This is a genomic window from Rhizobium sp. 57MFTsu3.2, assembly GCF_012932765.1.
Lineage (GTDB): Bacteria > Pseudomonadota > Alphaproteobacteria > Rhizobiales > Rhizobiaceae > Rhizobium > Rhizobium altiplani.
The window spans coordinates 30,979-54,405 of the sequence record NZ_JDWI01000010.1; the positions used below are offsets into that span (position 1 = coordinate 30,979).

The 23,427-nt window shown below is 58.9% G+C and carries 18 protein-coding genes and 2 pseudogenes; 4 read left to right on the forward strand and 16 right to left on the reverse strand.

The features are described 5' to 3' along the window. Positions 1 to 33: 33 nt before the first annotated feature. The 9 genes from hemA to AF71_RS12935 form a co-directional block, all read right to left on the reverse strand. On the reverse strand, positions 34 to 1,248 hold the full coding sequence (gene hemA / locus AF71_RS12895; RefSeq protein WP_169681570.1) for a 5-aminolevulinate synthase: 1,215 nt from the start codon (positions 1,246 to 1,248) through the stop codon (positions 34 to 36). 145 nt (positions 1,249 to 1,393) lie between these two features. Continuing rightward, the gene (locus AF71_RS12900; protein ID WP_169681572.1) at positions 1,394 to 2,302 is read right to left on the reverse strand and encodes an AraC family transcriptional regulator; all 909 of its coding nucleotides are present in this window, start codon (positions 2,300 to 2,302) and stop codon (positions 1,394 to 1,396) included. A 443-nt stretch (positions 2,303 to 2,745) separates the two neighbouring features. Then, complete coding sequence (locus AF71_RS12905; RefSeq protein WP_169681574.1) at positions 2,746 to 4,596, reverse strand: ABC transporter ATP-binding protein; 1,851 nt, start codon at positions 4,594 to 4,596, stop codon at positions 2,746 to 2,748. Between the two features lie 20 nt (positions 4,597 to 4,616). After that, positions 4,617 to 5,378 (reverse strand): DUF1028 domain-containing protein, encoded by a 762-nt coding sequence (locus tag AF71_RS12910; protein ID WP_169681577.1) that lies wholly within the window; start codon positions 5,376 to 5,378, stop codon positions 4,617 to 4,619. Between the two features lie 5 nt (positions 5,379 to 5,383). After that, the gene (locus AF71_RS12915; RefSeq protein ID WP_169681579.1) at positions 5,384 to 7,165 is read right to left on the reverse strand and encodes a gamma-glutamyltransferase family protein; all 1,782 of its coding nucleotides are present in this window, start codon (positions 7,163 to 7,165) and stop codon (positions 5,384 to 5,386) included. 21 nt (positions 7,166 to 7,186) lie between these two features. After that, positions 7,187 to 8,059 carry an ABC transporter permease gene (locus tag AF71_RS12920; RefSeq protein WP_169681581.1) on the reverse strand — a complete coding sequence of 291 codons (873 nt, stop codon included), beginning with the start codon at positions 8,057 to 8,059 and terminating at the stop codon, positions 7,187 to 7,189. Continuing rightward, entirely contained in the window at positions 8,056 to 9,003 is a 948-nt protein-coding gene (locus AF71_RS12925) for an ABC transporter permease (RefSeq protein WP_018858186.1), read from the reverse strand. Before AF71_RS12925 ends, AF71_RS12920 begins: the two co-directional genes overlap by 4 nt. 74 nt (positions 9,004 to 9,077) lie before the next feature. After that, a complete protein-coding gene (locus AF71_RS12930) occupies positions 9,078 to 10,586 on the reverse strand; it encodes an ABC transporter substrate-binding protein (protein WP_169681583.1) in 1,509 nt (502 codons plus the stop codon). Between the two features lie 59 nt (positions 10,587 to 10,645). Beyond that, positions 10,646 to 11,401 carry an FCD domain-containing protein gene (locus AF71_RS12935; RefSeq protein ID WP_025661554.1) on the reverse strand — a complete coding sequence of 252 codons (756 nt, stop codon included), beginning with the start codon at positions 11,399 to 11,401 and terminating at the stop codon, positions 10,646 to 10,648. Positions 11,402 to 11,925: 524 nt separating this feature from the next. Here AF71_RS12935 and AF71_RS12940 point away from each other — a divergent pair. Then, positions 11,926 to 12,364, forward strand: a pseudogene (locus AF71_RS12940) (IS30 family transposase); the annotation flags it as partial. Positions 12,365 to 12,478: 114 nt separating this feature from the next. Here the strand turns inward: AF71_RS12940 and AF71_RS12945 are convergent. Both AF71_RS12945 and AF71_RS12950 read right to left on the reverse strand, forming a co-directional pair. Further along, a pseudogene (locus tag AF71_RS12945) lies at positions 12,479 to 13,585 on the reverse strand (nucleotidyl transferase AbiEii/AbiGii toxin family protein). Next, positions 13,566 to 14,294, reverse strand: a complete 729-nt coding sequence (locus tag AF71_RS12950; RefSeq protein ID WP_169681585.1) for a DUF6088 family protein — start codon at positions 14,292 to 14,294, stop codon at positions 13,566 to 13,568. Before AF71_RS12950 ends, AF71_RS12945 begins: the two are co-directional and overlap by 20 nt. A gap of 1,610 nt (positions 14,295 to 15,904) precedes the next feature. Here AF71_RS12950 and AF71_RS12960 point away from each other — a divergent pair. Both AF71_RS12960 and AF71_RS12965 read left to right on the forward strand, forming a co-directional pair. Beyond that, a complete protein-coding gene (locus tag AF71_RS12960; protein WP_169681589.1) occupies positions 15,905 to 16,213 on the forward strand; it encodes a DUF1778 domain-containing protein in 309 nt (102 codons plus the stop codon). Continuing rightward, complete coding sequence (locus tag AF71_RS12965) at positions 16,213 to 16,758, forward strand: GNAT family N-acetyltransferase (protein ID WP_169681591.1); 546 nt, start codon at positions 16,213 to 16,215, stop codon at positions 16,756 to 16,758. The genes AF71_RS12960 and AF71_RS12965 overlap by 1 nt, the downstream gene beginning before the upstream one ends. Positions 16,759 to 16,940: 182 nt before the next feature. On the opposite strand, the gene AF71_RS12970 is transcribed toward AF71_RS12965, so the two are convergent. Beyond that, entirely contained in the window at positions 16,941 to 17,195 is a 255-nt protein-coding gene (locus AF71_RS12970) for a type II toxin-antitoxin system Phd/YefM family antitoxin (protein ID WP_062369244.1), read from the reverse strand. Positions 17,196 to 17,351: 156 nt separating this feature from the next. Beyond that, on the reverse strand, positions 17,352 to 18,242 hold the full coding sequence (locus AF71_RS12975; RefSeq protein WP_169681593.1) for a LysR family transcriptional regulator: 891 nt from the start codon (positions 18,240 to 18,242) through the stop codon (positions 17,352 to 17,354). An 82-nt stretch (positions 18,243 to 18,324) separates the two neighbouring features. On the opposite strand from AF71_RS12975, the gene AF71_RS12980 reads away from it, so the two are divergent. Continuing rightward, on the forward strand, positions 18,325 to 18,669 hold the full coding sequence (locus tag AF71_RS12980) for a helix-turn-helix transcriptional regulator (RefSeq protein WP_169681595.1): 345 nt from the start codon (positions 18,325 to 18,327) through the stop codon (positions 18,667 to 18,669). Between the two features lie 514 nt (positions 18,670 to 19,183). On the opposite strand, the gene AF71_RS12985 is transcribed toward AF71_RS12980, so the two are convergent. The 3 genes from AF71_RS12985 to AF71_RS12995 all read right to left on the reverse strand — a co-directional run bounded on the left by AF71_RS12985 (position 19,184) and on the right by AF71_RS12995 (position 22,974). Beyond that, positions 19,184 to 20,239 (reverse strand): dienelactone hydrolase, encoded by a 1,056-nt coding sequence (locus AF71_RS12985; protein ID WP_169681597.1) that lies wholly within the window; start codon positions 20,237 to 20,239, stop codon positions 19,184 to 19,186. A 141-nt stretch (positions 20,240 to 20,380) separates the two neighbouring features. Then, complete coding sequence (locus AF71_RS12990; RefSeq protein WP_246733642.1) at positions 20,381 to 21,526, reverse strand: AraC family transcriptional regulator; 1,146 nt, start codon at positions 21,524 to 21,526, stop codon at positions 20,381 to 20,383. Between the two features lie 137 nt (positions 21,527 to 21,663). Then, on the reverse strand, positions 21,664 to 22,974 hold the full coding sequence (locus AF71_RS12995) for an MFS family transporter (RefSeq protein WP_169681599.1): 1,311 nt from the start codon (positions 22,972 to 22,974) through the stop codon (positions 21,664 to 21,666). Between the last annotated feature and the right edge of the window lie 453 nt (positions 22,975 to 23,427).

Below are 23,427 nucleotides of genomic sequence, written 5' to 3' on the forward strand. Positions count from 1 at the left end.
GACGGCCAGCAACGATTGCCGCGATACTCGGGCTCAGGCTGCCGCTTTGGAAAGCGCGCACTGCGACCACAAGGACGAGAGTGCGCCAACGAGGTGTTCGATGTCCGCATCGGTGTGAAGTGGTGTAGGCGTGATCCGGAGACGCTCGGTCCGACGGGGGACAGTCGGATAGTTGATTGGCTGCGCGTAAATGCCGAAATCCCGAACGAGAAGGTCGGATACCCACTTGCATTTGGCCGCGTCGCCAATGACGATCGGGATAATGTGACTGGGATTATCAATGTGAGGAATGGCGGCTCGGTCGAGAAGCGCGCGCAATCGGGCGACCCGATCCTGATGCCGGGCGCGCTCGAATGGACTCTTTTTAAGATGCCTTATCGAGGCTAATGCCCCGGCGGTAAGCGCCGGTGGCAACGCTGTCGTAAAAATGAAGCCAGAGGCGAACGAGCGAATGAAATCACAGAGCGCTGCCGACGCGGCGATGTAACCGCCCATGACCCCGTACGCCTTGGCCAGCGTTCCCTCGATAATCGTCAGACGGTCTGACAAACCCTGACTTTCGGCAATACCGCCGCCGGTGTGCCCGTACATTCCGACGGCATGGACCTCATCAAGGTAGGTCATCGCACCATAGTTCTCGGCGAGGTCGCAGATGTCACGGATGGGAGCAATGTCACCATCCATCGAATAGAGAGATTCAAAGGCAATCAGTTTCGGGGCGTGAGGATCGGCTGCACGGAGCTTGTCGTCCAGATCGCGGATGTCATTGTGCCGCCAGACAATGCGCTCACACCTCGAATGGCGGATGCCTTCAATCATCGAAGCGTGATTAGCTGCGTCCGAGAAGACAATAAGATCGGGTATATGCGTGCCTAGTGTCGTCAGAGTGGCCCAGTTCGACATATAGCCGGAACTGAATGTCAAAGCCGCCTCTTTGCCATGCAAGGCGGCAAGTTCGCTCTCAAGAAGGACATGAAGGTGATTGGTACCGGCGATATTGCGGGTGCCCCCGGCTCCGGCCCCATATGAATCCACGGCCTCCTTCATAGCGGAGACGACAGCAGGGTGCTGCCCCATGCCGAGATAGTCGTTGGAGCACCACACGATCACTTCACGTGATCCGTCCGGCGAATGAATCATAGCTCGGGGGAATGTGCCCTCGGTGCGCTCAAGATCGGCGAAAATCCGATACCTGCCCTCAGACCTAAGGTCTGACAACCGTTCATTGAAAAATGCCTCGTAGTCCATCTTTTTCTCCCGCGTTTCCAACTGAAGACGGGATCATCCTAAGCGATGAACTGGAAGGCCGCTGGAAGCGACGGGTCATCTATTGTTTGATTCGGACAGGAATAAGTTTAAGGGCGGATCGCTGTTCTCTCGGCCCTGACAACGCTCATATGGCGTTATTCCGCCGCCATAACCCTGGGCTCGTTCCGGTTAGCGCCACGAAAACTCGTGTGAAATGGCTCTGGTCAGCAAAGCCGCAAGCCAGGGCCACCTGGGTGAGGTTCAGTTCGTTGGCGGCGAGAAGCCGCTTCGCAGTCTCCACGCGTTGCCGCGTCAGCCACTGGTGCGGCGAAATACCGGTCGATTGTCGAAACGCCCGGGAAAAATGACGGGCCGACACCCCGCATTCGCTGGCGACTGCGGCGAGCGAGATATCCTCACCAAGTCTAGACACGATCATTTCCTTAGCCCGCTTCTCCTGCCAAGGTGCAAGCCCGCCGCGCGCGCCTTCCCGCCTAAGCCTCATGCCGCCATAGCGAGCGGCCACGTGGATTCCGATCGCAAGCATCACATGGTCCATAAAGAGCACGCTCGCTTCTTCGGGGCGCCCAAAGAACGGCAACAATCCGGCTGACATATTCCGCATAACAGGATCGTCGGTGGCCAATGCCGGCTTGTATTGCAGCTCATCGATAGGAGAAGCACCTGCTTCCTCTGAGAGGGCGCTTAGGGCGGCACGGGAGAAATAGTAGTGAACAGTGTGGAAGCCGTGATTCAGGAGAAATGTCGGCTGTCGCTTGAGGTCATAAATGATGGTCTGCCCTTGACCTATTGCCGAGGCCGGAGCGGGACGACCACTCTCCCAGTAAAGATAGGATGGACAGCCGACAAGATAGTGCCCGACCATGAACGCATCTTCCTCCTTTGGAGGAGTGGAGAGTTCAAAGCTCGGACTATCATATCGGAGTTCGGTTGCGGCGATCGTCGATTTTCGAAGCGCTCTGCTGACAAAGGACGTTGCCTGCGCGCCAAGCCTTTTGCCGAAGCCTTCCCCGTAGCCACCGCTATCGCGCATTTAGTCACCACGATCACTTCGAATGGATGCGCATAATATGACAGCCATTCGGCGATGCAATATGTCGAAAAAGAATGTGCCTATCGCAAACGCTCGGACCGCTCACTTTGCCAGGGTGCACGGCCGTCATTGGCCGACCAGTCAATCACGCGTGAGGTTGTGATCCATTTGCGGCATGAAGCCCTGTTTGCAAGGAGTCAACATATCCATCTCAAAACGACTTTTGCTTCCCGTCGTCCTTCCATAATCGGCAATGGTGTCCATGAAGGGCTTCGGATCTAGTATTTCCAGCGAAGCGATCGCCTATAACCTGCTGATGCAGGCTAAGGAGTTTTTCCGGATAGAAGCGGGCCACAGACCGGTGGGAATCTCTCAATCCCGCCGTCCGCCCGCGATCCGATCAAACGTCGAAGAACACGACCGTAGTGGCACAAACCTAGGTCCTAGGCGTCTTGGTCGATCCTGACCAGGTGGCCGGGGCTGACTTCGCGATACTGGCGTGTGGGTGGGACATAGTCGAGCGGACGCACCGGGCTTTTCAGCTCGTCAGCCGCGAGGTTTCGCCGGATACCTCGGCGAGCAGGATCGGGGACCGGCACTGCAGCTATCAGTTTCTTCGTATAGCTGTGCTGCGGATTGCCGAAGACCGCCGGACGCGGCCCGATTTCCACGATCTCGCCAAGATACATGACTGCGACCCGGTGGCTGAGGCGCTCGACGACGGCCATGTCGTGGGAGATGAAGAGATAGGCCAGGTCGAGGCTCTTTTGCAGGTCCATCAGGAGATTGCAGACCTGCGCCTTGATCGAGACATCGAGCGCCGAAACGCTTTCGTCGGCCACGATGACCTTCGGATCAAGTGACAGTGCACGGGCAATGCAGATGCGCTGGCGCTGGCCGCCCGAGAATTCGTGCGGATAGCGGCTCATCATCTCCGCCTTCAGCCCGACCCGTTCCATGAGGTCGGCGGCCTTGTCGCGTGCCTGGGCGCGCGTTCCAAGGCCGTGTTCGCTGAAGGGTTCGGCGATCAAGGTGCCGACGCTCATGCGCGGGTTAAGGCTGGCAAAGGGATCCTGAAAGATCATCTGGATGTTGCGGCGCATGGTGCGCAGGCTGGTGCCGTCGAGTTTCAACACGTCCTTCCCCTCGAAGCGAACGCTGCCGGCCCGCGCATCGAGAAGGCGCATGATCGAGCGGCCGGTCGTGGACTTGCCGCAGCCGGATTCACCGACGAGCGAGAGTGTTTCGCCCTGGTGAAGGTCGAAGGAAACGTTCTCGACCGCGTGTATCGCACCGGTTTTGCGCCCGAGCAGCCCGCCGCGAATGTCGAAGCGGGTGACCAGCCCTTTGACTTCGAGGACCGGCTTCCTGTTATCGTCAACGGTTCGGCAAGCCTCTGCGGCCTCTTTCAGCTGGCCGGTCACCGCGTCCACCACCGGGAATGGAAGCGGGCTTGCACGATCCGTCATCGAACCCAAACGCGGCACCGCTGAAAGCAGGGCGCGGGTGTAGGGATGCTGGCCGCGGTGGAAAACGTCTTCCGTCTTTCCTGTTTCAACGGCCTCGCCACGATACATGACGACGGTGCGATCCGAAATCTCTGCTACCACGCCCATATCGTGGGTGATGAAAAGGACGGACATACCCTCCTCTTCCTGCAGCGTCTTTATGAGATCGAGGATCTGGCCCTGGATGGTGACATCGAGCGCGGTCGTCGGCTCGTCGGCAATCAACAACTTGGGACGCAGGGCGAGCGCCATGGCAATCATCACCCGCTGGCGCATGCCGCCGGAAAACTGGTGGGGATATTCGTCGAAGCGGGAGGCCGCATTCGGGATCCGGACCTTTTCGAGCAGACGGATCGTCTCAGCCCTGGCTTCCGCCGCCGAAAGATTGCCATGGCAGGTCAGTGCCTCGGAAATCTGCCGCCCGATGGTGAAGATCGGATTCAGCGAGGTCATCGGCTCCTGAAAAATCATCGCGACGTCCTTGCCGCGGACACCGCGCATCTCCTTGTCGGAGAGCGAAAGGAGATTCTTGCCATTGAGCAGGATGCGGCCTTCGACGCGACTGCTGCCTTTCGCAAGCAGCCGCATGATCGAGAGCGACGTAACGCTCTTGCCGGAGCCGCTTTCGCCGACGATGGCGACGGTTTCGCCGGGCATCACGTCGAAGGAGACGTCGCGCACGACCGGCCGCCAGGCGCCGTCCACTTTGAACGACGTCGTCAGGCCGGAGACCGACAGGACGGGTGCCAGGCCTGCGGCGGGCTTGACGGCGGCTGCGGTTGTCATGGGCTCACCTTCCATTTGCATCAGGTCGCGGCTTTGAGCGGCGTGGCGAACGAGGCGGACGGTCTTCCGGCCGCCACGCGTTCCGCCTCCAGCCCTGCGATCCGCTCGTCGATTTCGCGCCGGTCGATCATGCCGCTCGGATTGTCCCGGGTCGGCATGGTCTCGGCGACATGCAGGTAGCGCTCCTTGGCGACGGCGTAGAGCCGGTTGAGTTCGCCCAAGGGATCGGCGTGGTCGTCGACGCGCAGATTGAGCCAGGCAAAATCCTGATCGCGGTAGATGAGGAGCGCTGCCGACTGCTTGCCGCGCTTGTCGCCGCCGGCATCCTCGCCGGCCTGCATGGCTTCGAGCAGCCGTTCGGCCAGGGGCCTGCCCGCCGTCTTCTTGAAGGTGGCGAGCGTTTCGGCGATCACCTGCGGTCCCGCCAGCATGTTGCCGGCGACCGAGACGTTGTCGTCGACCAGATGGCCAGCCCAATCGATGCACTTGGTGCCGGTGAAGGCCGCGTTGCGGCCCTTGGCATCAACGAGGTGCAGCTGGCGCTGGTCCCGCCCCTCGTCGCGCCCGGTCAGAGCCGGAATGATCTCCTCCGGCGACTTGCCGGCGGCGAGCATGGCGAGGCCATCGGTGCCGTAGAGCGGGCTCACGAAGGCCTGTGTCGCGACCGCACCGACGCGGCCGCGAATGTGCGGCACGACGCCGCCGGCGGCGAAGAAGCGGGTGGCGACCGCGATCGCCAGATGGCCGGATTCCGGTTCGCGGGCAACGATGGACCAGGTCATGGCGATTATCTCCCGACCGCGTAGGCCTGCATCAGGCGCGGCGTGGCGGCCGCGCGCAACAGTCCGTCGGCATCGCGCCGCGCCGCTGTCAGGCGCCCGACGGTCCATGGATCGGCAACCGTGAGCTGATGGCCTTTCTGGCGCAACGCCTCGAGCACTGCCGCCGGGAAGTTGGCTTCGGCCGTCAGGTCACCCGGCGCCCGGGTGCGCGGATAGAAGGAGCCCGGGAAATGCGCGGTATGGAAGAGCGGCTGGTCGATCGCTTCCTGCAGGTTCATGCCATGATGGACATAGCGCAGGAAGAAAGCGAGCTGCCACTGGTCCTGCTGGTCGCCGCCTGGCGTACCGAAGGCGAGTGTCGGCCGGCCGTCATGGAGGGCGATGGAAGGCGTTAGCGTCGTGCGTGGACGCTTGCCCGGGGCGAGCGACGACGGCAGACCTGGTTTCAGCCAGAACATCTGAGCGCGCGAATTGAGGCAGAAGCCCAGGCCGGGAACGATCGGGGAGGATTGCAGCCATCCGCCGGAGGGCGTCACCGACACCATGTTGCCTTCGCTGTCGATGACGTCGATATGCACGGTGTCGCCGCGCTTCTCGCTCAGATGCGCCATGGTCGGCTCGTAGACAGCACCCGTCTTGGCGCCTTCAAGCAGCGCCATGGTGGCATCGTACTGTGCCTCGAAGCCGGAAAGACGGCCGGGACGCAGATCGAAGGAGGCTTCGTTCGTGATCAGCTTGCGGCGCTCGGCGGCGTAGGCGTCCGACAGAAGCTCTTCAAGCGGTACGTCGGTGAAATCAGGATCGCCATAGTAGACCTCGCGGTCGGCATAGGCGAGCTTCATCGCCTCAACGACGGTGTGTACGAAATCTGGACCGGCCGGATCCATGGAGGCGAGATCGAAGCCCTTCAGCAGCGACAGCGATTGCAGGAGTACTGGCCCCTGTCCCCACGGACCGGTCTTTGCGACCGTCCAGCCGTGATAGTCATGGGTGACAGGCGCCTCGACGGTCGCCTGCCAGTTCGCCATGTCGTCCGCGCTCAGCACGCCCTTGTGGTGGTTGCCGCTTGCATCCATCACTTCCGCCTCGCGCAGGTAAGTGTCGATCGCCTCGGCGACGAAACCGCGATAGAAGGCGTCGCGCGCGGCTTCGATCTGCGCTTCGCGGCCGGACTTGCTCTCCGATTCCGAGACGATGCGCTTCCAGGTCTTGGCAAGCACGGGGTTCTTGAAGTTGGACCAGGGAGCCGGCGCAGAGCCGCCGGGCAACCAGGTTTCGAACGAGGTCGGCCATTCCTTTTCAAAGAAGTCGGCAAGGCCGGCGATGGTGGCCGAGACACGCGGCAGCACGGGATGGCCGTTCTCAGCATAATGGATCGCCGGTTCGAGAACGTCGCGGACGCTCAAGCGACCGTAGTCGCGCAGCATCAGCATCCAGCCATCGAAGGAGCCCGGAATGACGGTCGCGAGCAGACCGTCGCCGGGGATCATCTTCAGTCCCTCGTTCGTATAGTGCTCGATCGTGGCTCCGGCCGGCGCCGGCGCCTGGGCGCAGATGACCTCGACCTTGTCCTTCTTCTTCGAATAGATGATCGCCGGCAGGTCGCCGCCAGGGCCGACCAGATGCGGCTCGACGATCTGGAGTACGAAACCGGTCGCGACCGCCGCGTCGAAGGCGTTGCCGCCCTTTTCCAGGATGCTCATGCCGACGGCCGAGGCGATCCAGTGCGTCGAGGTGACGACACCGAAGGTGCCGAGAATTTCGGGGCGGGTCGTGAACGTACTCATCTCAATTTCCTTTCGAAGAAATTACGCTTCGCGAGGGTCCAGCGCATCACGCAGGCCGTCCCCGAGAAGATTGAAACCCATGACGACGAGAAAGATCGCCAGTCCCGGCCACAGCGCCATCCAGGGCGCCTGGTTGAGAAAGTTCTTGGCGACGTTGAGCATCGAACCCCAGCTCGGCGCCGGCGGCTGCTGGCCGAGACCGAGGAAGGACAGGCTTGCCTCGGCGATAATAGCAGTGGCGATCGTCAGCGTCGCCTGCACGAGGATAGGCGCAAAGACGTTCGGCAGGACGTAGCGTCTGATGATATTGAAGTGTCGAAGCCCGATGGCGCGCGCGCCTTCCACGAATTCCTCGGTCTTGACGGCGAGCGTCTGGCCGCGCGTCAGCCGCACGAAGATCGGCATGGCCGAGAGCCCGATCGCGATCATCGCATTGGAGAGGCTCGGCCCCAGGAAGGCGGCGAGCGCGATCGCCGTGATCAGGAACGGCATCGCCAGGAACGCCTCGATGATGCGCGAGATCACATGGTCGATCCAACCGCCGAAATAGCCGGCGATCAGGCCGAAGGGCACGCCGACGACAACCGCGATCGCGACCGAAAAGATGCCGGCCAGCAGCGATGCCCGGGCGCCCCAGACCATGCGCGAAAGGATGTCGCGACCGAGTTCGTGGGTGCCGAGAAGATGGGCAAGCGACGGCGCCTTGCGGATCGCCGACCAGCTCGTCGCCGCCGGGTCGGGTATCGGCAGCAGCGGCGCGGAGATCGCGACGAGCGCAAAGAAGAGGACGATGACAAGGCCAGCAAGCGAGCCCTTGTTGGCCTTCATCTTGCGCCAGGCGCGGTTTTGCGAACGCGGCTCGACTGCTGTGGCCGACTGCTCGATGGCGGTCATAGGGCGGTCCTCATGCGCGGGTTGAGCAGGACGTAGAGCACGTCGGCGACGAGATTCATCAGGATGAAGCCGGTTGCGGTACAAAGCACGATGCCCTGCACGACGGCATAGTCGCGGTTGAACACGGCATCGACGATCAACTTGCCGAAACCGGGAATGGTGAAGATCTGCTCGGTCAGAACAGCACCCGCAAGCAGCTCGCCGAAGAGAAGCGCCGTGACGGTGACGATCGGAAGCAGTGCGTTGCGGAAGGAATGCTGCAAGACGACCGCCCCCTCCGACAGACCCTTGGCACGGGCGGTGCGGATATAGTCGGCGCTGAGCACGCTCAGCATCGAGGAGCGCGTATGGCGCATCAGCGTGGCTGCGAGCGCGTTGCCGAGAACGAACGCCGGCATGATCATTGTTTCGATCGAATGCAGCGGATCTTCGAAAAAGGGCGCGTAGCCCGAGGCCGGCAGCCAGCCGAGCTTTACCGAGATGAAGAGGATAAGCATGATGCCGAACCAGAAGTTCGGGATCGACAGGCCGCAGAGCGCGATGAAATTGGCCACAAGATCGAGCGCGGTGTTTTTCTTGACTGCAGCGAGTATGCCCATGGGGATGCCGATCAACAGTGCAAAGACGATCGACATCACGGCGAGCTGGATCGTCACCGGCAGCTTCTCGGCGATCAGCGTCGTCACTTCCTGGTTCGTCCTAAGCGAGATGCCGAGATCGCCCTTCACCGCACCCGCCAGCCAGTAGCCGTACTGGTAGACCACCGGATCGTTCAGCCGGTATTTTTCGCGCAAGAGCTCCAGCACTTGCGGACTGCGGTCCTCGCCGGCCATGGCCAGGACCGGATCACCCGGCAGAAGCTTCTGAAGCGAGAAGACGAAGACGGAGATGATCAGCAGCGTCGGTATGGCAAGCAGCAGCCGCTTTCCGATGTAGGTATACATGAGGAGATCCCGATGCTCGTCAGTCGCGTTGCAGGCGCCGCGCGGGAGACAACCCCCGCGCGGCGGTTCTTTTGTTAGTCGGCTTTCTTCACGCCCACGAGGCGGATCATGCCGTCCGGTGACGGGACAAAGCCGGTGACTTTCTTGTTGTAGCCCCAGATCCAGGCCTGATGTCCGATGTAGACGATCGGGAGGTCCTCAGCGAGGATCTTGCCGGCGGCATCGTACTTCTGCTTGCGCACGGCATCGTCCTGCGACTGGCGGGCTTCGGCAAGCAGTTTGTCCACGTCGGGGTTGCTGTAGTGCATGTCGTTGAGGCCCGCGCCAGTGGTGTAGAACTGGTTGGTGTTGCCGTCAGGGTCGACGCGGCCGGACCAATCCGAGCGGCTGACCTGGTAGTTGCCGGCGGTCTGGTCGTTGAGCAGCGTGGCGAATTCGGTGGCCTTCAAGGTCACGTCGAACCCGGCTTCGGCGACCATCGACTGGATGATCTGCATCATCTGGGCGATGATCGGATCGTTGGCCATGTTGAGCTCGACCGGAACGCGGTCGAAGCCTGCTTCCTTGATCAGGGCCTTGGCTTTTTCCACGTCGCGGGCCGGAACCGGGAGATCTTTGTTGAACCATGGGCTCGACGGCGGGAACGGCTGGTTGCCGGCAACACCCGTCCCGTCATAGACGATCTGCATGGCTGCCTCGCGGTCGATCGCCAGCGAGAAAGCCTGGCGAAGCCGCTTGTCCTTGCCAAGCGGATTGTCGGCGCGGGCGCCGTTGCCGACGTTGAAGTAGATGCCGAGGTTGCCGATATTGACCTTGTCGACCATGTCCAGGTTGGAATCGCCCTTCACGGTCTCGACATCCGTCGGCGCCACGCGCTCGATCAGATCGAGATCACCCGAGCGCAGGTTAGCGAGCCGCACCGCGCTATCCGGGATCGGCCGGTAGGTGATCTTGTCGATGAAGATGTTGTCCTTGTTCCAGTAGTCCTGGAACTTTTCGAGCACGATGCGGTCCTGCTGCACGCGTTCAACGAATTTGAACGGGCCGGAGCAGACGGGATGGTCACCAAACTTGGCGCCGAGTTCCTTGGCGGCCTTCGGCGAGATCATCATGCCGGCGCGGTCGGAAAGCTGTGCGACCAGCGTAACATCCGGAGCCTTCAGCGTGAACTTCACCTCGTAGTCCCCTGTTGCCTCGACCTTGGAGACGGAGGAAAGCTCGCTCTTGCGGCGCGATTCTGGCAGGGTCATCGCGCGGGTGATGTTGTCGACGACGGCCTGGGCATTGAATGGCGTATCATCCTGGAATTTCACGCCTTGGCGCAGCGTCAGCGTCAGTTCCTTGCCGTCGGCGGACCATTTGTAATCCGTTGCCAGCTGCCCGACGATCTTGAGATCGGGCGTGACGTCGAACAGCTTGTCGCAGAGCGCCGTGTAGACGATACGACCGACGAACGAACGCGATTGTGCCGGATCCAAGACGTCAGCGTCATCGGCAAGGCCGATCTTCAGTTCGGCGGCAAAGGTTGGTAGCGCTAACAGGACGCTTGCGCCAAGAGTAGCAAGGAAGTTGGCAGTTTTCATCTCGTTCCCTCTTATGTTTGAACCAGTTTTCCGGGCCGGCTTCCCCGGCCGGCCGATCGTCAGGCGTCGGGAGCAACTCCGTCAGCTTTTCGTTTCTCTTCGCTTCCCTCTTCCGGCAGATCGAAGGAGGTGACGCGGATGAGGCTTTCCTGCAGCATCAGCAAATGCTGGCGCATCGCTTCGGCGGCGCGCAACGGATCCCGCTCGGCGATTGCGTCGATCACGGCGGCGTGCTGCGCATAAGCGCGCTCTTCCGTCTTATGGCTGCGCCGAGCCATTTCGCGGATCGCCTGCCAGGCGTCGTCCTGGCGGACATGGTTGATGACATCGAAGATTTCGAGAAAGAACTGATTGCCGGCGCTTTGGGCGATCAGCCGGTGCAGCGCGCCATCCCACAATTCGCGCGCGTCGGCATCCTCACTCGCGACGATCTTCTTCGTCAATTCACGCATGCGCTCGATGTCGGCTGGCTTGGCACGGACGGCAGCAAGTTGCGCCAGCTGCGGCTCTATTCGCAGCCGCACTTCCATGATTTCCAGAAAATTGGTTCCGGCGACGATAGCGCCGACATGCCGGCTAAGCCCTTCGGCTCGCTGACCCGCGTAAGTCCCGGATCCCTGGCGGCGAGAAATCCTGCCCTCGGCATCAAGGACTTCCAGCGCCCGGCGAATGGCGCGGCGACTGACGCCAAACAGATCGGAGAGAGCACGCTCGGTCGGCAGCTTGCCGTCCGCAGGAAGATCGGAAGAGCTCAGCAGCTCTCGGAGCTTCTCGAGAGCATAAGTTGAATTTTCGGGTAGTCCTTGTACTGCCATTTTGCTTATTGGTTCGAACCAATTTCCAAGTGGTTCAAACTGCCCCGCAATCCGCGGTGGCGTCAATGCCAAAATTCATGAAAGTCGCAATTTTCTTGACTTCGTAAGGCAGTAGTTACGCTCGCAAGCTGGCATTTCACCTGCGGGCAGCGAAGGGCGCCCGACCACGTGCAACTTGAGCCGTCGAGAGCTAACCGTCTACGCGCCATACAGAGGATTTCGGAGCACGCTGCTAAGGTCTCTGACGCACCTTTCGCTCAGGCTGACGGTGTCAAAGTTCCAAGATGGCACGCCGTTCGATGCTGCGGCGGCCATAAAGTCGTTCGAACGCCGCCGCGATGACTCGGGCTGATCCTGAGCTACATGCTAGCCAGTAGTTTCTCAAGAATGCTACTAGCTGGCATCGTACACCTAACGGTGGCGGACCAATGGCGAACAGGCCGTTCTCTATCCGTCTGTCATACCCGAGTGATTTGCGTCCGAAGGTTCATGGCGGCGGCGCGGAGCTCGCGGTGATGGTCGCAGGCAATTGGACCGTCACCGTGTTTGAGTGTCCACTCGGCCATGCCAATGTCACGTCCTTCGTGGAGCGCAAGAGCCGCTGCACCGTTCTCATCAAGAATCCAAGCCGGCATTCGCTCCCTGATCATGGACAAAATCATCAGAGCTCTTTCTCCATTGCCGGCATTTGCGCGTCAAAGCTTCATGTTTGATCGCGGTACCGAGTTTGCCGGATTCAGGGCTTTGGACGAAGGGGATCCGCGCGTAGCTGGTTCTGCGACCCCAGTGTAGAGTGGCAAAAGGGAGCCCTGGAAAACGCCAGCAAGCGCCTACGCCGCTTCATGCCAGGAGCTACAGATCTGGCCGCCGTGTCACAACGCGACCTGATCCAACTCGCCCGTCAATGACCAACCCCGTAAATGCCTTGGCTACAACACTCCAGCCGAGGTGTTCATGGCGCATTGCAGGATGACGCGTGATCCCCTACCCTGCAAGACGGGTGTGATGCACTTGGGGCTTCTCCAAACGGCGCGCAAATGTCACGGCAGCACCTGGAGCTAGTCCGACATGACCTCCTCAATTTTTCTCTTCAGAAACCGAATTCAGGAACTGCTCGAGTTCAGCAATGCTTCGCATCACATCCCCGAATTTCGGGATTTCGCCGAAGATCATGGCTGACATACGCTCGTAGTCGCGTGCGAGCTTTTCCAGCATCTCAGAATTTGGGTTTAGCCGGTAGCTTCCCGGCACTGCGCGATCATAGCGATGATCTGGCGCCCGAAACATCAGTTCCTTGTGCACTCGGCAGGCCTCGGCCAACTCACTCATGCGGGCCGTTTTCTTTCCATAAGCGCCGTTCGTCCAGATTTGATGGACATCATAGTAGTGCCGCGAGTACCGGTTGAGATCAGGTACCGGCTTTTCGGGGTTCTGCTCGTCGGCTCGCTTCTGCGTCATTTCGGTCATCGCATGGAGAATAAGCACCTTCTCCCAGAAGGTTCTTTCCGGCTTCACGGTCGTTACCCCATTGACCGCCAAGTCGTCCGCGGAGGTCAGTTCGGACGCGATGTAGGGGATGATCGTGCGAGCTTCGACGGGAACAGGATCAGGGCGGGCGCCGCCCTCTATCCGGACGGCCGGCCTAACATAATCGGCATCGGTCCCAAGCACGCTCTTATAGGTGACGACAAGAATGTCGAGCGCGTCACGTTTCCGATAGGCATCGTAGCCGTACTCGACGGTGAAATGGCCTTGTTCGCCAACTATCGCCTCGATCTCTGCAATCTTGCGGAGAAGCTGGTCGCGTAAAGGGCCGGAGATGTAGGTGCGCGCCGCATCGTCGACCTTCTCTGCGAGCATTTTCTGTTGCTTGGTCACCGAGCCCTGTGCGGCAATCTCGTCTTCAAGGGGTGCTTCAATGTCGGCTTTATAGACGCCAAAGTCGATATCTTAGGAGAACCTTTTGATGACGTCATAGGCCTTGCTCAGGCTGGTGCCGCCTTTGAAGTAGAGATTGACCGGATCGCCATCTCGCTGATTGAACAGAAAGTCCAGGATCCAACAGACATAGAGATCCTTTTCGACATTCTCAGCGCGCGTCTGGAGGCCAGCTGCGGCTGCCGCATACAGCGCACGGCGTTCGTCGGGGTTCGGTCGAAGAACCTCAATGAACGTGGTCTGCATCGGCGGTCCCCTCTGGCGTCGTTTCTTGGCCGTGTGGTGCTAAGCCGTCGGCTATTTCTTGCGCAGCCGAATACATCCAGGCTGGCAGAGCCGAGAGGTTGGATCGGAGATCATCCGAAATCGCTTCTCGGTCCGGGCTCTTCCTCAGTTTCTGGACGATCCCGCTTATGGCCGGTTCCAAATTGCTGCGATCATCGCGCACCCAAGCTAACGCCTGGACTATGCGCATGGCCGGCCGGCCGGCCCAGAATGCGGCTTTAGCCGAGACTCGCTTGAAATCGAGCGTGTAGATGACCGGGGCGCTTACCTTGGGATCCCCGGTGGTTGCATCGATTTCGATCGTCCGCGGATATGTGTCCGCGTAGATTGTCGATCGCGCGGGAGCAGCCGTTGTGAGCCCGAGATCATTAGCCGCGGTCATTCCGTCCACGAGTATCCGAAGCTTGTCCCGGCGGGCGATTGCATCAACGAATGATGCGCGCGGCGGGAACACCAGCTTTCCAGTGAGCTTGCTGATAGAGGGTTTGTCGTAGAGCCCGCGGTAAGGTCGACGAATATCGCCACGGTTTGTCAGGCGCTGCAGCGCTTTCTCAACGGCGTTCGGGCTGGCGATATCAAGGAAGTCACCGCGGGACCACACACCCGAAGGAGCGCCAGCGCTGATCCGGGAGTGAATTTGCTCAAGGGTATCTGACGTCGGGTCGGGCATTGGTTCTCCAATGTCCAAAGATTATATACAAATACTGGTCAGCGACAAGCTGTCCAAAGTTTGCGTACAAATTCTGGTCAGCAAGGTCGTCCTTCGCTGACCGGGTATCGCGGTTGCCGCGGTCGTGATGATCGGCGGCACGGAAATCCTGCAGCCTGGCGCTCCTTCAGGCGCGGGAACATCGCGAAGACCTTCTCAAGGTCCTCTTTAAAGTATTTGAGGTTTCCCCCGCTAGAGTGATTACCGCGTCTCCTGCAATCCGAATAGAAATACCGTCTTCCCCCGGCATACGGCCGGGTAGGGTCTCTCAATCCTGGCAAGCTTACGACGCATATCGCGTCGCCAGCGACCTCCTGGACCGCGGCCGTCGACCGGATGCGTTCGTGGTCGGGGATGATTATTATGCGCTCGGCCTCTACCGAGCTCTACGCGAGCGTCGCATCCGCATCCCGGATGATGTGTTGGTTATGCGGTGGGGAAACCACCCCTTCGCACGTTTTATGGAGCCACCGCTTTCTACATTGCTTCTGCCTTTCCAGGAGGTTGCACGTCGCGCAACGCGTCGGCTCCTCGACCGGATCGAAAGGAAGCGCCGACGATCGGGTGGTGGAACGATTTGCGCCTGAACTTGTTGCTCGGGCTTCAACCACGCGCTGATCCTCAGCCTCGTTAGCAAATCTCGGCATTGGCCTGATGAAGTCAATGCGCAGATCGTGTCGGAGAGCCTCGGCCCGTTGCGGGGAACCGCCTTTCGACTTGGCGAACGATAGCGCGGCAGAGAAAGCTTGTTCTGCCTGCACCTGAGGACCTCGTCCGCTCCACGCTGGCCGATTGGGTCGGGCTGCTTTCCAAGAGGTCGACTGCGGGTGTCGGCTATGACTGCCACCTTTTTAGCTGGAGGCTTCGCAGGTCTTGAACGGAGACGAACCGCCGACCCTGTTGCTGCCTAGGCCATTTGACTGCCTCAGGCGCACCGTTGGAAACGCTCCCAAGACGAGAACTGAAACAGTCCTGGCGGGTAAAAGACCTGCGCCACCGGAACGCAAATAGCTCCAACAAATGCCATGTTTCACGGCGGTGACGCGGTTCTCGACGGTGACGCGTCTGTGCCAGAACACACCGCGGAGTTTGGTGACAGCCGACCTATGCCTTGTAGCGTTCAATCGTCGCTGCAAAGACTAGCGCGACCGTCTCCATCAATGCATCAACATTTGGCGGTCGACGCCCTGGATCGAAGGCGACACCGACCACGATTGTCTGGTCCACGGTCGCTGGGACAGGCCAGAAGTCAAAGCGGGAGTTATCGAAGGGGTAGACATCCGCCGCGACCAACGTGTTCGACCCCGATGCCGCTCTCGCCGCATCTATCTCCATATCAGTCAGGCTTGCATCACACTTACGACCTCCATTTCATAGTCGGGACCGATGTAAATGATGGCGACCGGTCTCTGGAGCGCTCTTGGCCTGCTCCCCGGAAGTCGCCGCAATCATCAGTCTCGTATATGTTGCCTTCCAACGTACGTCGCACGGACGGACGCATGCAATATGACTTGACCTTGTACGTCGATGAGGCGTACAACGCGATCTAGTTTCTAAGGCAGGAGGCGACTATGGTTGCTTTCAAAGACATCACTGTCGATATCGACGAGCCGAGCAACGCGCGGATGAATTTCCGTACGAAGCCTCGTATCAAGGATGCCATTCACCGGGCGGCTGCGCTTTCTGGCATGGACGATTCCGCCTTTACGATCAATGCAGCCTACAAGTCTGCAATCGAAACGATCGCGGCCCACGAAGCGACCGGTCTTAAGGCTGTCGATCACACGGCATTTTTCGAGGCTCTCGATAATCCGCCTGCGCCGACGAACAGCCTGAAGGAAGCTTTCAGGCGTCATCGCGAGACCGTCGTTTCCAAGTAATGGCAGAAGACGTAAAGCCGAAACTCCTCATCGAGCCGCTCGATCCTTCCAAACACGATCGGGCGGCTTTTTCGTGTGGCGTTAGCCAAGTCGATAACTTTATCAAGAAGACGGCCAACAAGCTCACGAAGGCAGATAATCTTCGTGTTTGGGTGCTGACGGCGGAGGACGAGAAGTCGATCATCGGGTTCTACGCGATCAACGCTCATTCGATCTATTACGACGAACTGCCGGAAAATTTCGCCCGCAATCGTCCGGGGCACGGCGCGATACCTGCCGCGTACATCTCCATGGTCGGTCGCGACGAACGATTCAGAGGCGGTGGATACGGCGGCATTCTTCTTGCCGATTGCCTCCAACGGATTGTCCGGATTGCGGAGCAGATCGGCACGGCCGTCATCGTCCTGGATGTACTCGATTGCGGAGACCCCGGAAAAACGCAGCAGCGCAAGGACCTCTACATCGGATACGGGTTTCAGCCTTTTCCCTCTATGCCGATGCGGATGTTCCTGCCTATTGCAACGATCAAAGATCTCGTCGGTTGAGCCCGCTTGCCATCCGAGTTTGAATCTCAGTTGCGGTATAGGACAGCTTGAGAGAATTGCCTGGTTGTCAGAGATTGGCCATCACCCACCGTATTCCAGTTCCCGCCTAAGTTTGTCTGGTAGGACGAAGGTCTTGAACGGAATCGAACCGAAGGGGTCTCGGCCGGATCGACGGTTTCGTTTCAGGATAGGTCAACCGACCGGGCATGTTCCGTGCGCTGCGGGAGCGGTAAGTCAACATCATCCGCTCCGGGCGCGGCCAGCATGTCACCGAGCGTCCGCATTTTACCGATAAGCCGCTTGTACTCATCGAACGACAGGAGGACATGCGCAGGCCGGCCCCTGTCGGTGATGATCACCGGTCCATCCCTGGTGGCGCGCTTTGCGCGGCCGAGGTCCTGATTGAGTTCTCGGCCTGAAAGCATGGTAACGGTCATGACGAGCCTCAACCTTACGCAACCACTTCTAGCTCGCGTAAACTGGAATTGTAAGGGGGCAGGCCCCTCGGGCTAAGCTAAAACTGCCTAGCCAAGCTCGGCAATCTGCCGGAGCAGCGGAAAAGTCGGCACCAGCGCAGGCACACTCTCGAGCGCTCACCGCCCTGCCCGAGCCAGCGACCGTGCGATGTCGACGATATCGTCTCGGCCAGCGGTTGGATCCTCTTTGCTCCAGGCAATGCCAAGCCCGATCCTAAAGTCGATCCCGCTTACCTTCTTCAGTTCAAAGCCGCGATTGGGAAGATCAAGCGTCCATTCCGGGGCAAAGCCGATGCCAAGCCCGGCAGAGACCAGTGACACCAGCGCATAGGTGTCATCGCAGCTGAAGGCAATGTTGGCGGTGAGGTCGTATTCCGCGAACTTCTCATTGAAGTAGCGTTCCGAAAACGACAGGTTCTGCCGGTTGAAGGCGATGATCTTCTGAGTGCGCAGATCATCGATGCTGATCTCCTCTTTGGCTGCCAGCGGATTGGCATGGCCAACTGCCAGGTAGTAGCGCTCATGCGCAAGCGAGACGAAGCGCAAGGAGCCGATGTTTTCCACCGGCCGGATGAAGCCTAAATTGAGCTGGCCGGTCTCCAGGCCGCGGATGATCTCGCCGGTATTGCCCGACGCGATATGGATGCGGACATCGGGATACTTGCGGGCGATCTTGGCAAGGAAGGTTGGCAGCATGCCCATGGTGGCCGGATAGATGCTGCCGATCTTGATCTGGCGGATGCGGCTGCCGCCGGCTGCCCGCGTCAGTTCCGTGGTCAGGTCGATGTCGCTCAGGATCCGCACACAGCGATCATAGAAGGTTTCCCCTGCCCTGGTCAGTTCCACCCGTCTGGTCGAGCGGATGAACAGCGGACAGCCAAGCTCCCTTTCCAGCGACATCACATGATTGCTGAGTGCCGGCTGGGCAATGCACATCCTGGCTGCCGCCCGGCCGAAATGCAGTTCCTCGGCCACCGCTTTGAAGTAAGAGAGTTGGCGTAGTTCCATGGAACTAAATCCACACATTGTTCTATTGTATATCAACGTATCGTACATGGACCCGTTGGGCTTGTCATGAACAAAATGTGGTATGGAACCATTTTCCGCGAATCTTAAACGACGTGCCGAACAGCTCGGAATCTCAAATGCTGAAGTAGCAAGGCGAACTGGCCTGAGCGACCGACGGTACGGGAACTACGTCAGTGGGGCACGCGAGCCCGATCTTGCAACGCTTGTCCGGATCGCGACTATTTTGGGGAGTTCCGTGGACGAACTGCTCGGGCTTGGTAACGAGGAACGCGTTCGAAGCGCCGACGAGGTTTTTCAAGAACGGATATCGGCAGCATTAAAAGCACTGCATCAAGAGGACCTTGCCAGATTAGTTGTCATGATCGAAGCGCTGGCGAAAGCAAACGGCACATTCGGCTCGCGGTAACGATATTTGTCACCTTGATGGGAGTCGGCCTCACAAAGGAGGCGACTATATGCAGGGAATTCGGGTGCGTTGTATTCTCCACAATCGACCTCCGGGATAATCCAACAGCGCGACCTTTCAAAGTTCGGGTGCCCGTCCGAACCGACGTCCCGAGAAGCATGATGCCGCGCTCGGCTAGCTCCATGCACAATTCGTCAATCGTCAAATCACCCTTCTCAGCCACACGTTCCCGAAACTACGAACCGTGGTCGCCCAACGTGCCGCCGCCAATATGACCTGTCGTCTCGGCGACAGAGAGCTCGTCTCTCGCTTCAGAACAGCAAGGCTATTCACAAATCGAGCCGACACCCGCAAATGAGGGGACGTCCGCGATGAGTGTTGCCCTCTTCAACGAATGCAATAACACGGGAACGCAACTTGATCGGGTGGGAATTGCCCATGATCGGTCTCCTTCCAGCCATGAATCACAAATCAGCCGATTCGAGAACCTGGATCAAACAACGGACGACGCGTTTTAGCGCTCCGTTTTGAGCCTTTGATCGAAAGCCTCAATGACCAAATTTACCAGTTCCTGATGGATTTCGCGGCGTGAGTGCCCATCGCCGTCCGTGCAAATGGGCTCCTCGATGTCTGCGGACTTGGCCATCTCGGCCGCATCCGGCATACACACTCCGAACATGCTATAGTGGCTTGCATCCTTTAACATGAAATACCCGCCTTCGGGAATGACCCTTGCGATTCCCGAGGCGAGCAACGTCCGGGGGATCGTTCCAGGTTGGCCAAGGTTTATTATCTCGACGGGGATCGAAACCTTCAAAAAAGACTCGATCTGAAAGACATCTACCGGAGCAGGGTCGATTGCCATAGCAAACTCAATCCGCCTGTCGCGATTGTCGCGATCAGCAAGTTTCATGTCCATCGCATGAAGGTCAACGCCACTTTGTTTTACCCATCCGCAAAGTGAAGGATTGAGAGCATCGGTGTCACAGTAACTCCCCAGACGGATTGGATCGATACGACCACCAGCCAAAGCCAAGGCTGTATTCCCGCCCATCGAAAGCCCAAGCACACCCGTCTTTTTGGGCTCAAGGTGATCTTCGAAAACCGGTTGCTTTTCCAAAGCGTCGAGCGTTGCGCTGATATCCGCAGGCCTAAGCCAAAGCTTCACCGTTTCGGCTGCTGACCTGTTGGCTCCTCCGTTCCCGAAATGAAGAGGAGCTGCCACGATGAACCCTTGCTTGGCCAAGGGCGCTGCAATCCAACTCATCGCTTGGGGAGTTCCCCCCAAACCTGCGCCATGAGATAGCAAAATCAAAGGGTGTCTTCCGTGCGCAATAGGGGCATCGAGCATGGCTTCCGTTCCGTAAAAGAACTGACTTTCGCCGAGCGTGACAGGCTTGCCACCAGCGTCGGCCGGATACCAAACGGTCACGGGAAATTCAGTGCCTCGCTCCTTGGAGGGCGCTGTGATCTGCCGGACGCCGACGAGTGCACTGTCTGCGGCTGAGTGCTGCGCTATCGCCATTGAAAGGACGCTGGCGCAGAACATTGCAACGATTTTGATCAGCATTTTCCTCGAAGCTCCTCATAGCCGTGGGTTATGTCGGAACTTGTCGCGGATTGAAGAGCGACGCGCCCAAGATCACGATTTCGCACGTCCAAGATCACGATTTAGGACGTATCGCGCATCGGCGTTTGAACTCACGCGGGGCTATCGAATGGAAGCTTCTTTGGGCAGTTCGGGCGCGGCAGACGTCTCGCCACCAGTGTTCCGATAGCGGCTCGGGGTCATGCCCGTGACCCGTAGGAATTCTCTATTGAAATTTGATTTTGTACCAAACCCCGCCTCCAGCATGATTGCCGTTATCTGATCGCGTGTGGTCACCAGCCGCTGTTTGGCATCACTCACTCGATATTCATTCACCACCTGCGAAACGTTCCGACCGTAGGTTCTGTTCAAAGCGCCGGAAATCTGGCGTGCTGGAATACCTGAGCGCCTTGCGAGACGCTGTAAGGTCAGGTCTGGGTCACGATAAAGATGTTGTTCCCGCATCAATGCATCGATGTGATTTGCTATCGCTTTATCCTCCATAGCGTCCGAAGGAACCTGCTGTGCGGATGAGGAATGGTCGAAATCCTCCGAAAGCGCATTCCCCTCATCACCGGGACGGGCATTGTCCGCAACAGTGGCGGCGTAACCGGCAATGGCCAGCCATAAAACGCTCGCAACCGTAAGAACCATTCGGCCCTGCTCGCCCTTTCCAAGGAAAAAATCAACCGCCACAACGGCGTCGATGAAGGACGTCACGACCAGCATAACCGCCACTGCGACAAGCGCCTTGTGAGCAGTCCACTCATCAGCGACGCGTACAGAAGAAAGCGCGTCCGGCCCCTCTTTGGCAATCTTGAGAAGTGCAAGGCCGTAGCCGAGGTAAGTGGCAAAAAGAACGATATCGATTGGAGCACGCCATAGGGTGACCAGAATGGCAACGAGGATCGCAGGCAGCAGGTGTGGCAGGATATCGTTGGACGTTGCGAGCCTATCGCGTCGCAGCTGATTGAACGCGGCAAAGCATAGAGCTGGGAGGATCGCCGCCACGACCGGCTGAATGAGACGCGCAGGATACCAACCGAGGTTCCAATTCAACCCCGACAGGATCGCCTGAGCGGCAAACGTTGCAATGAGCAGAGAAAACAGACCGAGTTTATATTCCGCCTGCCGCATCGTCCGAAAGAGGATGAGGCAAAGAAGAAGGGATATGACAAATGGCAAAGGTATCGAAGGCATCGCTGAAAGTGACACTTTTTCCTGTACCAGCGACGATACAGGATAGATTGTTTTCTTCAATGACTGCAAAGGCGCATTGTTGGCATCTGTGTCACGGCGGTATTACTCGAAATGGCAAGACGCGCGCGAGCGAGGCAAACGGCGCCTACGATCGACTTCACTTTTCTCGACGACGAGAAGGTATAGGCGATGTCGCGCGGTCAAGATCAATCTATCATCCCTTCACCCTGAAGGTAGCCTTTCTTCCGGGGATCGGGCATGAGAATAGCGGCGACGAGCGCAATGACCATCATTGCGGTCACGTACCAGAAGAACCAACTCTCGTGACCGATTGACTTGAACCAAAGCGCGAAATACTCCGCCGTTCCGCCGAAGAGCGCATTGCCGATCGCATAGGCGAAGCCGACACCGAGTGCTCTTACCTGTGCCGGGAACATTTCCGATTTCACGATACCGCTGATGGACGTGTAGAGACTGACGACTGCAAGGGCGCCCGTCACGAGGAAAAAGGCGCTGAATGCGTTTGTGGTGCGCCCGATGACGGTTAGAAATGGAACGGTCGTCAGAATGGAAAGGCCGGCCCATAGAAGCATGGAATTGCGCCTGCCGATCCTGTCAGACATGGCGCCGAAGAGCGGCTGCATCAGCATGTAGACGAAAAGGACCGTCGTCATCGTCAGGCTTGCGACCTCCTTGTCGAAGCCGGCGGTATTGACGAGGTATTTTTGCATGTAGGTGGTGAACGTGTAGAAAATCAGCGATCCCCCGGCAGTGTAGCCGACGACGATGAGAAACGCGCGCAAATGGTTGCGCAGGAGGCCACTCAGCGTTCCCGCCTCCTGCATGGTGCGGGTCTCTTCAGTCGACGTCTCCTGAAGCGAGCTTCGCAGATAGAGCGCGATCACGGCTGCCACACCGCCGATGGCAAAGGGAATGCGCCAACCCCACGCACGCAGCTGCGCTTCGTCAAGGAACTGCTGCAGGATGACAAGGACGAGCACGGCGAGCAGCTGGCCGCCGATCAGGGTGACATATTGAAATGAGCCGAAGAAGCCGCGGCGACCGGCAAGCGCTACCTCACTCATATAGGTCGCGGTCGTGCCATACTCGCCGCCCACAGAAAGCCCCTGGATGAGGCGCATGAGAAGGAGCAGAAGCGGCGCGAAGACGCCGATCGAGCTGTAGGTTGGCAAAATGGCGATAACAAAGGATCCGCCGCACATCATCGTAACCGAAATCAGCATCGCACGCTTGCGGCCCACCCGGTCCGCAATGCGTCCAAACAACCACCCCCCGATCGGCCGCATGAGAAAGCCCGCAGCAAAGATAGCAGCAGCATTCAGTAATTGACTGGTCGCGTCGCCTTCCGGGAAAAACTCCGACGCGAAATAGAGTGCTAGGAACGAGTAGACATAGAAATCATACCATTCAACAAGGTTGCCCGAAGCACTCGCCATGATTGCAAAAACGCGTCGCCTCGTATCTGTTGCGTCAGGCGAAAGGGGAACTGAAGTCATGGGCTCTCCGAGATCGAAATATGTTGCCGAAGCGGGATTATCAACCACTCGTTGAGTAATTGATATAAGCTGCAGAATGCCACACGTCAGGGGAGAGTGAAACCATTATTTCGCACGGTACCTGGTGCTGATCACAGACTACTACTCCAAGTAATCGATCTGATCGTCCTCCGGTCGCGTCTCGCGCCAACGGCAACGCGGGCTTCGGTCCGGCATCGCCTTTCTCAAGGATGACATTCCGCCACCCGGCACGAGCGCGTTTACCAACGGAAAGACAATTGACGCGGCGGCTGACTGACGCGGAAGTTTGCCACAGGTCCGAAATTCTCAGACGAAGCGCGTTCGGCGACAACATCAACGCACACCGTGAATGCGGTAGAGTGTCACCAGGCCGGGAGATTCCTAGACGACCTATATAATTGTCACAGCCACGTTCTGAAGAACCAGGCGATG

What these genes read in the sequence shown, in the direction of transcription:
- hemA (WP_169681570.1), bottom strand. Translation starts at nt 1,248, where the DNA reads ATGGACTACGAGGCATTTTTCAATGAACGGTTGTCAGACCTTAGGTCT.
- AF71_RS12900 (WP_169681572.1), bottom strand. Translation starts at nt 2,302, where the DNA reads ATGCGCGATAGCGGTGGCTACGGGGAAGGCTTCGGCAAAAGGCTTGGC.
- AF71_RS12905 (WP_169681574.1), bottom strand. Translation starts at nt 4,596, where the DNA reads ATGACAACCGCAGCCGCCGTCAAGCCCGCCGCAGGCCTGGCACCCGTC.
- AF71_RS12910 (WP_169681577.1), bottom strand. Translation starts at nt 5,378, where the DNA reads ATGACCTGGTCCATCGTTGCCCGCGAACCGGAATCCGGCCATCTGGCG.
- AF71_RS12915 (WP_169681579.1), bottom strand. Translation starts at nt 7,165, where the DNA reads ATGAGTACGTTCACGACCCGCCCCGAAATTCTCGGCACCTTCGGTGTC.
- AF71_RS12920 (WP_169681581.1), bottom strand. Translation starts at nt 8,059, where the DNA reads ATGACCGCCATCGAGCAGTCGGCCACAGCAGTCGAGCCGCGTTCGCAA.
- AF71_RS12925 (WP_018858186.1), bottom strand. Translation starts at nt 9,003, where the DNA reads ATGTATACCTACATCGGAAAGCGGCTGCTGCTTGCCATACCGACGCTG.
- AF71_RS12930 (WP_169681583.1), bottom strand. Translation starts at nt 10,586, where the DNA reads ATGAAAACTGCCAACTTCCTTGCTACTCTTGGCGCAAGCGTCCTGTTA.
- AF71_RS12935 (WP_025661554.1), bottom strand. Translation starts at nt 11,401, where the DNA reads ATGGCAGTACAAGGACTACCCGAAAATTCAACTTATGCTCTCGAGAAG.
- AF71_RS12950 (WP_169681585.1), bottom strand. Translation starts at nt 14,294, where the DNA reads ATGCCCGACCCGACGTCAGATACCCTTGAGCAAATTCACTCCCGGATC.
- AF71_RS12960 (WP_169681589.1), top strand. Translation starts at nt 15,905, where the DNA reads ATGGTTGCTTTCAAAGACATCACTGTCGATATCGACGAGCCGAGCAAC.
- AF71_RS12965 (WP_169681591.1), top strand. Translation starts at nt 16,213, where the DNA reads ATGGCAGAAGACGTAAAGCCGAAACTCCTCATCGAGCCGCTCGATCCT.
- AF71_RS12970 (WP_062369244.1), bottom strand. Translation starts at nt 17,195, where the DNA reads ATGACCGTTACCATGCTTTCAGGCCGAGAACTCAATCAGGACCTCGGC.
- AF71_RS12975 (WP_169681593.1), bottom strand. Translation starts at nt 18,242, where the DNA reads ATGGAACTACGCCAACTCTCTTACTTCAAAGCGGTGGCCGAGGAACTG.
- AF71_RS12980 (WP_169681595.1), top strand. Translation starts at nt 18,325, where the DNA reads ATGGAACCATTTTCCGCGAATCTTAAACGACGTGCCGAACAGCTCGGA.
- AF71_RS12985 (WP_169681597.1), bottom strand. Translation starts at nt 20,239, where the DNA reads ATGCTGATCAAAATCGTTGCAATGTTCTGCGCCAGCGTCCTTTCAATG.
- AF71_RS12995 (WP_169681599.1), bottom strand. Translation starts at nt 22,974, where the DNA reads ATGACTTCAGTTCCCCTTTCGCCTGACGCAACAGATACGAGGCGACGC.